15 protein-coding genes are annotated in these 15,277 nt (G+C 66.7%); 6 read left to right on the forward strand and 9 right to left on the reverse strand.

The genetic code is table 11. The features are described 5' to 3' along the window. Positions 1–15: 15 nt before the first annotated feature. Entirely contained in the window at positions 16–1,512 is a 1,497-nt protein-coding gene (locus BLR29_RS08315) for an MdtA/MuxA family multidrug efflux RND transporter periplasmic adaptor subunit (protein WP_092136120.1), read from the reverse strand. A gap of 327 nt (positions 1,513–1,839) precedes the next feature. On the opposite strand from BLR29_RS08315, the gene BLR29_RS08320 reads away from it, so the two are divergent. Together BLR29_RS08320 and BLR29_RS08325 are read left to right on the forward strand one after the other, a co-directional pair. Beyond that, positions 1,840–2,574: a response regulator gene (locus tag BLR29_RS08320; RefSeq protein ID WP_092136688.1), complete on the forward strand. Its 735-nt coding sequence runs from the start codon at positions 1,840–1,842 to the stop codon at positions 2,572–2,574. Continuing rightward, a complete protein-coding gene (locus BLR29_RS08325) occupies positions 2,571–3,851 on the forward strand; it encodes an ATP-binding protein (protein ID WP_092136121.1) in 1,281 nt (426 codons plus the stop codon). Before BLR29_RS08320 ends, BLR29_RS08325 begins: the two co-directional genes overlap by 4 nt. Positions 3,852–3,896: 45 nt before the next feature. Here BLR29_RS08325 and plsY read toward each other — a convergent pair whose 3' ends face one another. Next, a complete protein-coding gene (gene plsY, locus BLR29_RS08330; RefSeq protein WP_092136123.1) occupies positions 3,897–4,508 on the reverse strand; it encodes a glycerol-3-phosphate 1-O-acyltransferase PlsY in 612 nt (203 codons plus the stop codon). A 216-nt stretch (positions 4,509–4,724) separates the two neighbouring features. On the opposite strand from plsY, the gene ybaK reads away from it, so the two are divergent. Beyond that, on the forward strand, positions 4,725–5,210 hold the full coding sequence (gene ybaK / locus BLR29_RS08335; RefSeq protein WP_092136125.1) for a Cys-tRNA(Pro) deacylase: 486 nt from the start codon (positions 4,725–4,727) through the stop codon (positions 5,208–5,210). A 63-nt stretch (positions 5,211–5,273) separates the two neighbouring features. Here ybaK and BLR29_RS08340 read toward each other — a convergent pair whose 3' ends face one another. From BLR29_RS08340 to BLR29_RS08360, 5 genes are all read right to left on the reverse strand, one after another. Further along, positions 5,274–6,185, reverse strand: a complete 912-nt coding sequence (locus BLR29_RS08340) for an acyltransferase (protein WP_092136127.1) — start codon at positions 6,183–6,185, stop codon at positions 5,274–5,276. A gap of 256 nt (positions 6,186–6,441) precedes the next feature. Further along, positions 6,442–7,374: a site-specific tyrosine recombinase XerD gene (xerD, locus tag BLR29_RS08345; protein ID WP_092136129.1), complete on the reverse strand. Its 933-nt coding sequence runs from the start codon at positions 7,372–7,374 to the stop codon at positions 6,442–6,444. Next, positions 7,371–7,850, reverse strand: a complete 480-nt coding sequence (locus BLR29_RS08350) for a methylated-DNA--[protein]-cysteine S-methyltransferase (RefSeq protein WP_092136131.1) — start codon at positions 7,848–7,850, stop codon at positions 7,371–7,373. The genes xerD and BLR29_RS08350 overlap by 4 nt, the downstream gene beginning before the upstream one ends. Positions 7,851–8,024: 174 nt before the next feature. After that, entirely contained in the window at positions 8,025–9,005 is a 981-nt protein-coding gene (locus BLR29_RS08355) for a tripartite tricarboxylate transporter substrate binding protein BugE (RefSeq protein WP_092136133.1), read from the reverse strand. Between the two features lie 145 nt (positions 9,006–9,150). After that, on the reverse strand, positions 9,151–9,759 hold the full coding sequence (locus BLR29_RS08360; protein ID WP_255371138.1) for a chalcone isomerase family protein: 609 nt from the start codon (positions 9,757–9,759) through the stop codon (positions 9,151–9,153). A 248-nt stretch (positions 9,760–10,007) separates the two neighbouring features. Between BLR29_RS08360 and BLR29_RS08365 the strand changes: the two genes are divergently transcribed. Next, the gene (locus BLR29_RS08365) at positions 10,008–10,901 is read left to right on the forward strand and encodes an AEC family transporter (protein WP_092136136.1); all 894 of its coding nucleotides are present in this window, start codon (positions 10,008–10,010) and stop codon (positions 10,899–10,901) included. Here the strand turns inward: BLR29_RS08365 and queG are convergent. Beyond that, positions 10,894–12,096 carry a tRNA epoxyqueuosine(34) reductase QueG gene (gene queG, locus BLR29_RS08370; protein WP_092136138.1) on the reverse strand — a complete coding sequence of 401 codons (1,203 nt, stop codon included), beginning with the start codon at positions 12,094–12,096 and terminating at the stop codon, positions 10,894–10,896. The genes BLR29_RS08365 and queG overlap by 8 nt on opposite strands. A gap of 16 nt (positions 12,097–12,112) precedes the next feature. Here queG and tsaE point away from each other — a divergent pair, with 16 nt between their 5' ends. Beyond that, positions 12,113–12,646: a tRNA (adenosine(37)-N6)-threonylcarbamoyltransferase complex ATPase subunit type 1 TsaE gene (gene tsaE, locus BLR29_RS08375; protein ID WP_092136140.1), complete on the forward strand. Its 534-nt coding sequence runs from the start codon at positions 12,113–12,115 to the stop codon at positions 12,644–12,646. Continuing rightward, complete coding sequence (locus BLR29_RS08380; RefSeq protein ID WP_092136142.1) at positions 12,640–14,142, forward strand: N-acetylmuramoyl-L-alanine amidase; 1,503 nt, start codon at positions 12,640–12,642, stop codon at positions 14,140–14,142. Before tsaE ends, BLR29_RS08380 begins: the two co-directional genes overlap by 7 nt. Before the next feature lie 89 nt (positions 14,143–14,231). On the opposite strand, the gene BLR29_RS08385 is transcribed toward BLR29_RS08380, so the two are convergent. Further along, the gene (locus BLR29_RS08385) at positions 14,232–15,257 is read right to left on the reverse strand and encodes a bile acid:sodium symporter family protein (RefSeq protein WP_092136144.1); all 1,026 of its coding nucleotides are present in this window, start codon (positions 15,255–15,257) and stop codon (positions 14,232–14,234) included. Positions 15,258–15,277: the final 20 nt, after the last annotated feature.

Here is a 15,277-nt window from a genome sequence, read left to right on the forward strand (position 1 = left end):
CTCCTCGCTGCGCGCTTACTGCTGCGGACGCTGGCCGACGCCCGCGCCGGGGTTGGCCGCGGGGCTGGCCGGCGTGGTCGCCGCAGGATTCTGGCTGGCATCCGCGTCGCGGTGGCGGCGACGCTCGCCTCCCTGGGCTGCGCCGGACTCGCTGGCGGCGCCGTGTGCGCCACTGGCCCCGCCACCACCGTCGCGGCGACGTCCGCGGCCACGCGGCGCCGATGCCGGCGTCAGCTGCGCCGCACGGGCGGCCGGGTCCACGGCCTCCACGGTCATGCCTTCCTTGAGCCGGTCCGCGCCATCCACCACGACGCGATCGCCCGGCTCCAGGCCCTTCATCACGGCGGTGTGGCTGCCGTCGCCCGGGCCCAGCGTGACGACCTGCACCTTGACCTTGCTGTCATCGGTCACCACGTAGACGAAGGTGCCCTGCTGGCCGCGCTGGATGGCTGCCACGGGAATCACGGTGGCGTCTTCCAGTGTATCGACGCGCGTGCGCACATTCACGAACTGGTTGGGGAACAGCATGCCGTCCGCGTTCGGGAAGATCGCCTTGAGCTTGACGGTGCCGGTGGTGGTGTCGATCTGGTTGTCGGTGGTCAGCAGCGCGCCTTCGCCAAGCTGGTTGCGCGCCTGGCGATCCCAGGCCTGCACGGGCAGCTTCTCTCCGGCGTTGAGTTTCTTCAGGACGGCGGGGAGATTGTCTTCGGGGATCGTGTAGAGCACGGCGATGGGCTGGATCTGGGTGATCAGCGCGATGCCGTTGGTGTCGCTGGTGCTGACGATGTTGCCCGGGTCCACCTGGCGCAGGCCGATGCGGCCGGAGTTCGGCGCCACGATGCGCGTGTAGCCCAGCTGCAGGCGGGCGTTATCCACGTTGCCCTGATCGGTCTTCACCACGCCTTCATACTGACGCACCAGTGCGTCCTGGGTATCCACCTGCTGGCTGGAGATCGAGTCCTGCTGCAGCAGTGTCTTGTATCGCTTCTGGTCCAGGCGCGCGTTCTGCAGCAACGCCTGGTCGCGCGCCAGCTGGCCCACGGCCTGATCCAGCGCGGCCTGAAACGGGCGCGGGTCGATCTCCGCCAGCACGTCGCCGGCCTTGACCATCTGGCCTTCCTTGAACAGGACCTTCAGCAGCGGGCCGGACACCTGGGCGCGCACGGTGACGTTGGTCACGGGCGTCACGTTGCCCAGTCCGTTGAGCACCACGTCCATATTGCGGCGGGCCACGGTGTTGACGACGACTGGCGAGCGCGGCTGCGCACCCGGGCCTCCGGGGCCCCCGGCTCCATTCCGCCGGCCCGCGCCCATCGCGCCGCTGGCGCCGCCAGCCGCCGTGGCTGCCGCCGGGTCCTGCGCGGCCTTGCGGTGGCTGTGCCAGTACCAGCCGGCACCGGCCAGGACGACGATGACGGCGGCAGCAATCCAGGTGCGGCGGCGCCGGGCGGGACCCTGGGGCGGGGCGGGCGGAGTGGGCGGAATAGATTGACCTTGTTCGGGGTTGGACATGACCGGGATCCTGGGGACGGCACGACGAAAAAAGACGTGCCAACGGTGTTCGCACGGAGTCTGGACGGCGAAGTTGCAGCAGTATGCCGCATCGCGCCGGACGGGCGTCCCGCCGTCCGGGGGGATGGCGTCGGTCCGGGAATCCGGGTGTGCGGGGTAAGCTGCCGCGCCATGGCCTGAAGGATAATGTGCCGCCGTCACCCCACGTATTTCGTGGCTTCCCGGTTTTATTACAGCGGATTACGATGGGCCCGGGTGTAACCTCCGGAAACAAAACGGCCGACCCGAATTGCCATGTCGCGCGCCCGGCCTGACTATCATGTGCCTATGCGAACGAACCAGCCTACCCAGATCCTCGTCGTCGACGACGATCCCGAATTGCGCGACCTGCTGCGCGAATACCTGACCAGCCAGGGCTTTGCCGTATCGGTGCTGCACGATGGCGACGGGCTGCAGGCGCGCCTGGAGCGCGAGCGCCCGGCGCTGATCGTGCTGGACCTGATGATGCCCAAGGTCGATGGGCTGACGGCGCTGCGCAACCTGCGCGCCAAGAACGACGATATCCCGGTGATCCTGCTCACCGCGCGCAGCGACGAGATCGACCGCATCGTCGGCCTGGAGATCGGCGCCGACGACTACCTGGGCAAGCCGTTCTCGCCGCGCGAGCTGCTGGCGCGCATCAATGCGGTGCTGCGCCGCAAGCTGGCCCGCCCCGCTGCCGCGCCCGAGGACCGCGAGTCGATCGCCTTCGGGCCGTTCCGCGTGAATTTCCGCCAGCGCTCGCTGATCCGCAGCGGCCAGACGGTGTCGATCAGCGACACGGAGTTTGCGCTGCTGAAGCTGCTGCTGATGCATCCGCTGGAGGTGCTTTCCCGTGAACGCATCGTCGAACTGATGTACGGCAGCGCCAGCGGCATCAGCGACCGCGGCATCGACGTGCAGATCTGGCGCCTGCGCCGCCTGCTGGACGAAGACGCGCAGCGTCCCCGTTATATCCAGACCGTACGCGGGCGTGGCTACACGTTTGTGCCGGACGAAGCCGAGGACAGCATTCCCCAATGAAGCTGAGGATCGATACCCTGTTCGGCCGCATGGCGCTGCTGATTGCGGCCGTGCTGGTGATCAGCCATTTTTCCTGGCTGGCGATCCTGCGCATGGACCGCCGCCAGCAGCAGGTCGACTATTCGGTCGAGCAGATGATTTTCCAGTTGCAGAGCATCGAGCGCGCGCTGGATGCCAGGCCGCCGGCGGCGCTGCCGAGCCTGGTGGAGGTGGCGGACAATGCCGCGGCGGAAGAACATGCCGCGGTGCCGCAGGGTGGCCGGCCGCGCCGCCTGGTGGAGCAGTTCATCGGCCGCCTGCCGCCGGGGACGCAGATCCGGCTGGAAGACGAGGCCACGCCGCGCTTGTGGATCAAGTTGCCGACGCGAAACAAGTGGATCGCCATGCCGATCCTGTGGGTCCACAATCCGCCGCCGGATAACCGGCTGGTGCCGGGCGTGGTGCTGGTGGTCGGGGTGGCGATCCTGTTCGCGCTGCTGGTGGCGTGGCAGATCCAGCGCCCGGTGCGTGACATGGCCGAGGCGGCCGAGCAGCTCTCGCGCCAGCACATCGTGAAGCCGTTGCGCGAGCGGGGTCCGCATGAGCTGCGGCAGCTGATCGTGCGATTCAACCGCATGGTGGGGGATCTGGCGCGCATCGACCAGGAGCGCAACACGATGCTGGCCGGCATCGCCCATGACCTGAAGACACCGCTGGCGCGGCTGCGGCTGCGCGCCGAGATGCTGGCCGACCCGAAGGCCGCGGCCGGGGTGACGCGCGACGTCGAATCGATGTCCGCCATCGTCGAGCAGTTCCTGAGCTTTGCGCAGAGCAGCGAGCCGACGGCCCGTCCGGTGCCTGTTGACAAGCGCATCGGGGAACTGGCGGCGTCGCTGCTGGAGCAGGACCGCACCGTGGTGCTGGAACTGGCGGCGGGTGACGGCTTCCGCATGATCGCCACGCAACTCGACCGCATCGTCGGCAACCTGGTCGACAACGCCTATGCCTACGGCGCGCCGCCCGTGTATGTGGCCACCGGGCGCACGCAGGAAGGCTGGCGGCTGACGGTGGAGGATCAGGGCCCGGGGATTCCGGAAGAAGCGATGGACCGCGTGACGCTGCCGTTCGTGCGGCTGGATCCGGCCCGTGGCGGCAATGCCCACTCGGGGCTGGGGCTGGCGATCGTGGACAGGCTGGTGCGCCAGGCCGGCGGGCGGCTGGCGCTGCTCAACCGGCCCGAGGGCGGGCTGCGCGTGGAGATGGTCTTTCCGTTCGCCGCGATGGCCCAGGCAGCCTGAGAGGTTATTCCTGGTCTCTCCGCGAGTCGGAGAGACATGCCCGGCTTAGCCGGGCTTTTTCTTGTCGCCGATGCGGCTTTCCTTGCCGGCCAGCAGCTTGGCGATATTCGCGCGGTGTCGCACGATCAGCAGCACGCTGATCACGAAGATGGCGCCCGTCACGATATCCACGCCGAACATCAGCACGTAGAAGAACGGGGCGAAGATCGCCGCCACCAGCGCGGCCAGCGACGAGTAGCGGAAGAAGAACGCGATGATCAGCCAGGTGGCCAGCGTGCCGGCGCCCAGGATCGGGTCGATCGCCAGCAGGATACCGGCCGCCGTGGCCACGCCCTTGCCGCCGGCAAAGCGATGGAACACGGGGAACAGGTGACCCAGGAACACGGCGACCGCGACCAGCGCGATGCCGGAATCCTCCAGGCCATACGCCGGGCCGAAGTGCCTGGCCAGCCAGACCGCCAGCCAGCCCTTCAGGCCGTCGCCGATCAGCGTCAGGATGGCCGCCTTCTTGTTGCCCGTGCGCAGCACATTGGTGGCGCCGGGGTTGCCGGAGCCATAGCTGTGCGGGTCCGGCAACCCCATGAGCTTGCTGACCACGACGGCGAAGGACACCGACCCGATCAGGTAGGCGATGACGGCGAATAGCAGGTTGATCATTGCGGGAAATCTGGCAGATTTTCAGTTTGGCGCGATTGTAGCGCGCCGGCGAGGTCGCCAACTCCGTGACTTCCCCAATATCGCGCGGCGTGGCGCCCGAATCCCTGTCCGGCGGCGTCCGGGCGGGCGTTTTGCCGGCAACCGCCGGGCAGGCGGCCGGCAGCTTGTTTAATATGCACGCATATCGCGCGGCAGTGCGCGCATGCGGATGACACGATGAAACCCGAAAGCGGCCCCGAGACCCCAGCGACGAAATTCCTGCGTCAGCACGGGGTCAACTACTCCAGCCATTTCTACGACTACGAGGAGCACGGCGGCACCAAGGTTTCCTCGCGGGAACTGAACGTCGACGAGCACGCCGTCGTCAAGACGCTGGTCATGCAGGATGAGTCGGCCAAGCCGCTCATCGTGCTGATGCACGGTGACCGCAAGGTATCGACGAAGGAGCTTGCGCGGCAGGCCGGCTGCAAGAAGGTGGAGTCGTGCAAGCCCGAGGTGGCCAACCGGCATTCCGGCTTCCTGGTGGGCGGCACGAGCCCGTTCGGCACCAAAAAGAAGATGCCGGTCTACGTCGAGAAATCGATCCTTGATCTGCCGCTCATTTACATCAATGGTGGCCGCCGTGGCTATCTCGTTGGCTTGTCGCCGACCGAGCTGACACGGCTGCTCGACCCCAGGGTTGTCGAGGTCGCCATCGACTGATCCGGCGTCCGGCAAGGCGCTGCCGGACACCGGATGACGGCCGCGGCCGGACTCGCGTCGGCCCTATGCCGCGGATTTCCCGGCCTGCGCCAGCATGGCGGCGATATCCCGGTCCTTCTCTTCCCACAGCGCACCCAGCCAGCGGTGGAACTCGGCGCGGAAGGCCGAATCCTTGGCGTAGTCGCCAACACACAGTTCAGGCGGAATCGGCAATTCCCGGACCCGCACCATGACGCGCCCGCTGCGGCCGCAGGCCAGCTGCCAGAAAGTGGGCGTGCCATCGGGATAGGCGATGCTGATATCCAGCATCGAGCGGAACTGGTGCCCCATCGCATTCAACGCCAGGGCCAGTGCCCCGGCCTTCGGCTTGAGCAGGTGCTGGTAGGGCGAGCTCTGCGCGCGGTGCTTGGCGGGCGTAAAGCGCGTGCCTTCCGAGAAGTTCATGACACTGGTGGGCACCAGCGCGAACTTGGCGCAGGCGCGTCGCGTCGTCTCGCGGTCCTGCTCGCGAAGCTCGGGCCGCTTGCGCAGCGCGGCCTTCGAGTGCCGGCGCATGAAGGGAAAGTCCAGCGCCCACCACGCCAGCCCGATCACGGGCACGTAGATCAGCTGCTGCTTGAGGAAGAACTTCAGCAGCGGAATGCGGCGATTGAGCACGCGCTGCAGCACGAAGATATCGACCCAGGAACGGTGGTTGGCGTTGACCAGATACCAGCCCGCGTAGCGCAGCGCGTCCGCGCCCTCCACCTGCCAGGGCTCGGACTGCAGCAGGCCGATCCATGCGCTGTTGCAGGAAATCCAGGCGGTGGCGATCCGGTTGAGCAGGGGGTCGATGCGTTGCCGTATCGCGGGCACTGGCAGTAGCAGTTTCAGCACGGACAGCGCGAATAGCGGCAGGCACCAGAACACGGTGTTGAGAGCGAGCAGCAGGACGCTGAGCACGCCAAGAAGAAAGTGGAGCAGGTTGCGCGTCATTGTCGCGGGAAGAGATCCAGAGGGGTATCAGGAAGGGTTACGTTACAGAAGGGAACCGAATGCAACCGTGCATTCTGTCCCCAATGAGGGTTCGAAATAGTAGCCGGCGCTGCAAATTCTGGTGTTCGTGACCGAGATCAAGGCCACGGCGCCACATCGATGTTGCTTGCGCTTTCGGCGTCACCACAGCCAAGGTAACGCCATCGCCCGCCACGCCACGGCTGCCGTCCGGGCAGGCATATTGCCACGCAACGCATCATCCGCGCGGATGGTGGTGCTGATGCAACTCGCGCAGCCGCTCGCGCGCCACATGCGTGTAGATCTGCGTGGTGGAGATATCGGCATGGCCCAGCAGAAGCTGCACCACGCGCAGGTCCGCGCCGTGGTTGAGCAGGTGCGTGGCAAACGCGTGCCGCAGCGTGTGCGGCGACAACGGCGCGTGAATGCCGCCCTCGCGCGCGTGCTTCTTGATCAGGTGCCAGAATGCCTGCCGCGTCATGCCTTCGCCCCGTTGCGTGACGAACAACGCATCGCAGGCGCGGCCCGACAGCAGCGCGGGACGCGATTCGGCCAGGTAGCGGCGCAGCCAGTCGCCGGCCTGTGCGCCAAACGGCACCAGCCGTTCCTTGTTGCCCTTGCCACCCACCACGCGCGCCACACCCTCGTTCAGACCCACTTCCACGGTCTTCATGTTGGTGAGTTCGGAAACGCGCAGGCCACTTGCGTACATCAGCTCGAGCATCGTGCGGTCGCGGATGCCGAGAGGGGTGCCGGCGTCGGGCGCGTCGAGCAATGCTTCGACCTGTGCTTCCGACAGCGTCTTGGGAAAGCGCGGCGGCTGCTTGGCGGGACGCAGCAGGAGGCAGGGATCGGCCTGGATCATGTGCTCGCGCAGCGCCCACTGATAGAAGCGCCGAAATACCGTGAGCCGGCGATTGGCCGACGACGCGCGCGTTTCCAGGTGACGCGCGGCGAAGTACGCGGAGAGCACGGTGTCGTCCACGCCGAGCAGCTTGCCGTGGCCGGTTTCATGCAGCCATCGCGCCAGCAGTGACAGATCCCGGCGATAGGCGTCGATGGTATTGCGCGAGAGCCCGTCCTCGAGCCACAGCGCATCGCAGAAACGGTCCACCAGCGAAAGGTCGGCGGCCAGCGCGGCGGCGTCGACGGTGATCGTGGCCTCGCTCATAGCAGCATCGCGCCTTCGTGGCGCAGCAGCCAGCGTTTGACGCCCAGGTGGAAGCCTTCCTCGCCATGATGGGCAAAGCCGCCGAGGCCGTTTGCGGAAACCACGCGATGGCAGGGGATGACCACGGGGAACCAGTTCTGGCCGCACGCCTGGCCGACTGCTCGCGGCATGCTGCGCAGCGTTCTGGCGATGGTGCCGTAGGTGGTCAGGCCGCCGCGCGGCACGGCGCTGATCGCGTCCCAGACCCTGCGCTGGAAGTCCGTGCCGCGAGGGGCCAGCGGCAGGTCGAATACCGTGTCGGGATCGGCGTAGTAGGCGTCCAGCTGCTCGGCGACGAGACGCAGGAGCGGCGTGGTCGGCGCAACCAGCGCGAAGCTGTCCGGCAGGTAGACGATCTCATGGACTTGCGCGCCCACGGTACGTACGCCGACCTTGCCAAAGGGCGCGGGCAGGACGGCATCGAAAGGCTGTGGCATGGCGGGCGGCGGTGGGGCAGAGGGGATAGTCCCTGATTTTATGCCGATTCCGTCGGCCGTACGCCAAAAGTAAAAGGACCTCCTGGGAGGTCCTTCTGCCATGCGTCGCTTTCCCGATGCCACCGCGCGTCAGGTTCGCATCGAGCGATGCCGGCCTGACGCGCGCCTGCTCGCTTATTGCTCCAGCTTGATGTTCTGCACCTTCACCAGATTTTTCATCTTGTCGAATTCCTTCTTGATCTCGGCGGCGTGCTGGGCCGGGGTATTGCCCGACGGCTCGGCGCCCGCCGTGCGCAGGCGCTGGACGAAGTCCTTGTCCTGCAGCGCCTTCACGGCGGCGGCGTTCAGCTTGTTGATCACGTCGTCAGGCGTGCCGGCGGGCGCCACCAGGCCATACCAGGCCGGATCGTTCGGCTCCTTCAGGCCCACTTCGGCAAACGTCGGCACGTCAGGCAAGCCCTCCACGCGCTTGTTCCATGCCACTACCAGCGGACGCAGCTTGCCGGCCTTGATGTACGGAATCGACGACGGCAGGTTGTCCACCATGATCGGCACCTGGCCGGCCAGCACGTCGTTCAGGGCCGGACCCGCGCCGCGGTAGGGGATGTGGACCATGAAGGTCTTGGTCGAGACCTTGAACTGCTCGCCCAGCATGTGGCCGAAGCCGCAGGTGCCCGACGACGCGTACGAGTACTTGCCCGGGTTGGCCTTCAGCACGGCCAGGAATTCCTTGTAGTCCTTGGCCGGGAAATTCGGGTTCACGGCGATCACGTTGGCCACGTTGGCCACGTTGGTGATCGGCCTGAAGTCCTTGATCGGGTCATACGACAGCTTGGGGTTGCAGGCCGGGTTCACGGCCATCGTCGACACGGTGGAGATGCCGATCGTGTAGCCATCGGGCGGTGCCTTGGCGATGGCGTCCGCCCCGATCGAACCGCCCCCGCCGGCACGGTTTTCGACCACCACGGCCTGACCGAGGATGCGGCTCATCTGGTCGGCAACGCCGCGGCCCACGATGTCGGTGGTGCCGCCCGGCGCGAACGGGATGATCAGGCGGATCGGCTTGGTCGGAAAGGTGCTCTGCGCATGCGCCACGGAGGCAACGGCGGCGGTGGCCGCGAGGGCCAGGGTCAGTGCGGTTTTGCCAGCTTGCATGGAAGGAAATCTCCCGTCGGTAAAGCCGGGCGGATCGCGCCCGGGGAGGTCATAAAACGCCGGTATGCCGCGCGCAGTTCGCTGCGGCAAATCGGCGGGCATTTTGGCGGGCATGTTGTCGGCAAATCGGCGGCCCGCGTCGCGATCAGCCGCCCAGCAGGCCGCGCTTGAGCGCGCGGTCCACCGGATGTTCGCCCAGGAAGATGCGCAGCACGGCCTGGTAGAAGTCTTCGCCCGGAATCGGCCGGCCGCGCGGGATGCCGTTCATGGCCACCACCGTGCCGCCGTCAGGCGTGAAGTCGAAATTGATGATGTCGCCCCTGCGCGCCGTGCCTACCTCGTTCATGGCGCTCTCCAGTTGCGTCACGCGGTCCCCCAGCATCCTCATCTGGAGTTCGGAGTGGTTCTCGCGCAGGCCCTCGTTGAGCGCCTTCACGAAGGTATCGGATTCCACCTCGCGCAGCAGACGGATCTGCAGCCGCTTGGGGCCGCGCGTGCCGAGCGCCACCGTTGCGTTGCGCGCGCGTTCGGGCAGGTAGAGCGCGGCCACGTAGCCCTTGATCACGAACACCGAGCGCAGGCCGGTACCGTTGAGCTGCAGTGCCTTGCCGCCCAGGCGCGCGGCGTCGTCGAAGCGCACGCCCTCGATTTCCATGGCCGACACCTGCGGCGCCAGCACGGCCAGTGCCACCGTCGCGCAGATCGCGGCGACAAGCTTTCGGGGAAGGGCGGATCGGCGGATTGCGTACTTCATGGTGCGACGGGGCTGCGTGGTACGACGAGGCTGCGTAAAAACGGCAGGCAAGATTTGGCATGCCATGTTGCCGGATTTCTGAAACAATACCCATCCGTATCTGCCCTAGTCTGCACATTTGCATGGACAGGCCAGGGTGCCTCCGCCGTCATCGGACGCGCCACTTCCCCCTCTCCCCGGGCGTCGCACCCGTCACGACAACGCTCAAGAGCACGGTCGCGACAACCGTTAGAACAAAATAGAGACAAATGTCCTCCGCCTTGTTGCTGGTGCCGGATTTCAGCCTGATCCTGATCGGCTGGCTACTCGTCCGCTACACGCCGTTCGACCGTGCGTTCTGGTCCGGTGTGGAACGTCTGGTCTATTTCGTCCTGTTTCCCGCGCTGCTGTTGCAGTCCACCAACAGCGCAACCTTCGATTTCTCTTCCACGTCGGCCATGCTCGGCCTGGCCCTGGCGACGACCGCGTTCGGCATGATCGGCGGCTATCTCGTCAAATGGGTCCTGCAGCCGGCGCCGCTGGATTTCGCCTCGGGCCTGCAGACTGCGTTCCGCTTCAATTCCTATATCGCGCTGGCGCTGGCATCGCGGCTCGGTGGCAGCGAGGGTTTGGCGATGATGGCGCTGGTGGTCGGCGTGACCGTGCCGTTGTGCAATGTGGTGGCCGTCTGGGCGCTGGCGAAGCACGGTGAATCCCGGTTGCTGCGCGAGCTGGCGCGGAATCCGCTGATCCTGGCCACGGCTGGCGGGCTGATCACGAACCTGCTTGGCCTGCATCCGCCCGAAGTGGTGGCGATGACCCTCAGCCGGCTTGGGTCGGCCTCCACGGCCCTGGGCCTGATGACGGTCGGGGCGGGGCTGCAGATGAGCGGCGCCACGGGCACCGTCGGCCCGGTTGCGTGGTGGAGCGGGGTCAAGCTGCTGGCGATGCCGTGTTTTGCGTGGCTCGTCGGACGGCACTTGCCGCTGACCGCGCTGCAGTACCAGATCGTGGTGGTTTACGCATCGCTGCCGACGGCATCGAGCGCCTATATCCTGGCCGTGCGCATGGGCGGCAATGGGCCGATGGTTGCTGCCACGATCTCGTTGATGACCGTGACGGCCATCGTCACCACGCCGTTCTGGCTGGCGCTGGTCAGCTAGCCGCGGCGTCCTGGGCCAGCGCCCAGTCGATGTGCTCGCGCACGAGCGGCGTGGCGTCGTCCCGCCGGGCCAACAGGGCGCTGCGGATGCGATCCGCCAGCGCGGCATCGGTCGCCGAGGCCGTGCGCAGGCTGTTGCCCAGCCCGATTGCCAGGTTTCGCAGCCAGCGCTCATGGCCGATCCGACGGATCGGGCTGCCCTCTAGCCGCTGATTGAAGGCTTCCTCGGTCCACAGGAACAGCTCGACCATGTCCGGCGCGTCAAAGCCATTGCGAACGTCGAAGTCTGGCAGCGCGGCGCGATGCGCGAACTTGTTCCACGGGCAGGCCAGCTGGCAGTCGTCGCAGCCATAGACGCGGTTGCCCATCGGTGCGCGAAATTCCACGGGGATCGGGCCCTTGTGCTCGATCGTCAGGTAAGAAATACAACGGCGGGCGTCCAGCCGGTAGGGGGCCAGGATGGCGCCGGTCGGGCAAATGTCGATGCAGCGGCGGCACGAGCCGCAATGGGGATCTTCGGCCGGGTCGGCGGGTAGAGGAATGTCGACCAGGATTTCGCCCAGGAAGAACATCGATCCGCCTTCGCGGTCCAGCAGCAGGGTGTGCTTGCCGCGCCAGCCCAGCCCGCCCTGGCTGGCCAGTGCCACCTCCATGACCGGTGCGGAGTCGGTGAAGACGCGGTAGCCGAACGCGCCGATCGCGGTCTCGATGCGCCCCGCGAGCTGCTGCAGCCGGTTGCGCAGGACCTTGTGATAGTCGCGGCCACGCGCGTAAAGCGAGATGACGGCGGTGGCGGGGTCCTCGAGCCGCGCGAGTTCATGGCGGCGCCAGTCGTCGGGGCCCTGGGCCGGCAGGTACGGCATGCGGGCGACGATCGCGCGCACGGTGCCGGGCACGAGTTCCGCCGGACGGGCGCGCCGCGTGCCGTGGTTGGCCATATAATCCATGTCGCCGTGGTAACCCGCCTGCAACCACGCCAACAGGCCCGCTTCCGCGTGGCTCAGGTCCACATCGGCGATGCGGATTGCATCGAAACCGAGTTCGGCGCCCCAGTCACGAATGGATTGCACCAGCAACGCCAGGTCATCCGCAGCCGGCGAACCGCCGGAAATGCCGGAGGTGCCGGATGCGGTGGCCAGTGGCGCTGGTGGCAAGTCTTTCGAGGGGAGGGAGGCGGGTACTGCGCGGTCGATCATCCCTGAATTGTACGCAATGCCCCTGCTTGAAGAACGCATCCTGTTGCTGCCGGACGAAGCCGCCACCGACCGGTTCGGTGCCGCGCTGGCGGGCGCGGTGCGCGTCATGTCGCCGCGCACGGTGCACGTACAGCTGTCCGGCGACCTGGGCGCCGGCAAGACCACGCTGTCTCGCGCCGTGCTGCGCGCGCTGGGGCACGCCGGCAAGGTCCGCAGCCCCACCTACACGCTGTGCGAGCCGTACGAGGTGTCTCGCGCCGATGGCTCGCCGCTGACCGTCTACCACTTCGACCTGTACCGTTTTGCCGATCCCGAGGAATGGATCGACGCGGGGTTTCGCGACTGTTTTGCCGAGCCCGCGTTCAATCTTGTCGAATGGCCGGAAAAGGCCGGCCGCCTGCTCGGGGAACCGGATCTCCACGTGTTGCTCCAATCGGACAATCGTGCGCCGGATGCCGCCGGGCACGTCGACATCGACGGCGCCGATCGCCGCATGGCCATGTTGCGCGCCTATACTCCCACTGGACTTACCCTGCTGACCGCATGCTGATCAAGCGACTTGCCACCGACCGACCCGATGGACCCGACGGACTGCTGCAGGCCCGGCGCAAGTGGATGGCGCAGGCCCTGAAGCTGGGTGCCGGTACGGTAGTGCTGACCCTTGCGGGGCCACAAATCGCGGCAGGCGCCGGCATCGTCGCGGTGCGGGTCTGGCCGGCCGAGGACTACACGCGCGTCACGATCGAATCCGACTCACCGCTTGCCGCCGCGCACCAGATGATCCGCAATCCGGACCGCCTGGTGGTGGATATCGACGGGCTGGACCTGTCGCCCACACTGCGCGAGCTGGTTGCCAAGATCACTCCCAACGACCCCTATATCCAGACGGTGCGCGTGGGCCAGAACCGGCCGCGCGTGGTGCGGATGGTGTTCGACCTGAAGGAAGACGTCTCGCCGCAGGTGTTCACGCTGGCGCCGATCGGCGACTACCGCAACCGTCTCGTGTTTGACCTGTATCCGGTCAATCCGCCTGATCCGCTCTGGAAGCTGGTGCGCGATACCGAGGAAAAGCAGCGTCGCTTCGCGTCGAATCCTCCCCCATCGGGCAGCGAAGGCGTGTCCGGTGCCCCGGCCGGTGCCGAGGAAGATGCCATTGGCGCGCTGGTGCGCAAGTTCGAGGACAAGGATCAGTTGCCGCCGGCAACCACCGCGCCGCCGCCCGCCGTGGCAACCGTGAAGCCGAAGCCGGTGCCCACGCCGGCGGCGCCATCGGCGCCACCCGTGCCGCCGCCGATGGCGCAGACCAACGTGCCGCCGCCGAGCCAGTTCAAGATGCGTCGCCTGTTGACGGTGGCCATCGACCCCGGCCACGGCGGCGAGGACCCGGGCGCCATTGGTGCCGCGGGATCGCGCGAGAAGGACGTGGTGTTGCAGATCGCGCATCGGCTGCGCGCCAAGATCGATGCCCAGCCCAATATGCGCGCGATGATGACGCGTGACTCGGACTTCTTCGTGCCGCTGAACGTGCGCGTGCAGAAGGCGCGACGCGTGCAGGCTGACCTGTTCGTGTCGATCCACGCGGATGCGTTCCTGTCGCCGGAAGCGCGCGGCGCATCGGTGTTTGCGCTGTCGGAGCGGGGGGCGTCGAGTTCGGCCGCACGCTGGCTGGCCAACAAGGAAAACAATGCCGACCTGATCGGCGGCACCAACATGGGCAACAAGGATGCCCAGGTGGCGCGCGTGCTGCTGGATTTGTCCACCACGGCGCAGATCAACGACAGCATGCAGGTGGGAAGGGCCGTGCTGTCCGAAATCGGCGGCATCAACAAGCTGCACAAGGGTGCGGTGGAGCAGGCCGGGTTTGCGGTGCTGAAGGCGCCGGACATTCCGTCGATCCTGATCGAGACCGCGTTCATCAGCAATCCCGAGGAAGAGCGCAAGCTCAACGACGACGCTCATCAGGAACAACTGGCCAATGCCATCCTGCGCGGCATCCGGTCGTACTTTGCGCGCAACCCGCCGCTATCGAAGAATCCGTCGGTGTGACGGCACTACAGTGTGGTGATGGCCTGCGTGGCAGGCACAAACAAAAAGCGGCGCCGAGGCGCCGCTTTTTGCTCGAGCGGGAAACGTCGTCAGGCGCGCACGGCGGTGTGGTCCTCCACGGCGTCGTCGCGGCTGGCATAGCGTGCGGCAATCACCGAGCAGACGATCAGCTGCAGCTGGTGATACACCATCAGCGGCAGCACCAGCAGGCCCAGCGCCGGGTGGCCGGCAAACAGGATCTTGGCCATCGGGATGCCGTTGGCCAGGCTCTTCTTGGAGCCGCAGAACACGGCGGTGATCTCGTCTTCCACGGAGAAGCCCAGGCGGCGCGCGGTGAAGGTGGTGGTGCCCAGCACAACGAACAGCAGCACGGCGGCCATGCCCATCACGGCGCCGATGGTCTGCCAGTGATACTGGTGCCACAGGCCGGCGGCGGTGGCATCGCAGAACGACGAGTAGACGATCAGCACGATCACGCCGCGGTCGATCTTGTTGGTGATCTGTTTCTTCTTGGCGAGCCAGCTGCCGATCAGCGGGCGCGCGATCTGGCCGAGTGCAAACGGCAGCAGCAGTTGCAGCGCCACGCCCATCAGCGCGCGGCCCAGCGGCATCGAGGCGCCGCTGGCGCTGATGACCAGGCCCATCAGCAACGGCGTGGCGGCCATGCCGATCAGGCCGGAGATGGTGGCGTTGAAGATGGCGCCGGGCACGTTGCCACGCGCCATCGACGTCATGGCAACGGAGGACGATACCGTCGAAGGCAGTGCGCAGAGATAGAACACGCCGAGCAGCAGGTCGGCCGGCAGCGTGTTGCGCAGCGAGAGCATCAGCAGCACGCCGACAATCGGAAACACGACGTACGTAAATGCCTGCACGAATACGTGCAGCCGCCAGTGGCGCGCGCCGGACACGAGTTTCTCGCGCGACAGCGCGGCGCCGTGCAGGAAGAAGACCAGCGCCACACCGATGTTGGTCACGATGCCAAGGTGTAGCGGACCGTTGCCGGTACCGAGTTCCGGCGCGACCAGCGCCACGCCGATGGCGGTCAACATGATCAGGACGAATCCGTCGATCAGGTCATAGATTTTCTTGAAGGGAGCGAGAATGGCAGACATTGGGGATATTGCTTAAGGGT

This window comes from Cupriavidus sp. YR651 (assembly GCF_900101625.1).
Classification (GTDB): Bacteria; Pseudomonadota; Gammaproteobacteria; order Burkholderiales; family Burkholderiaceae; genus Cupriavidus.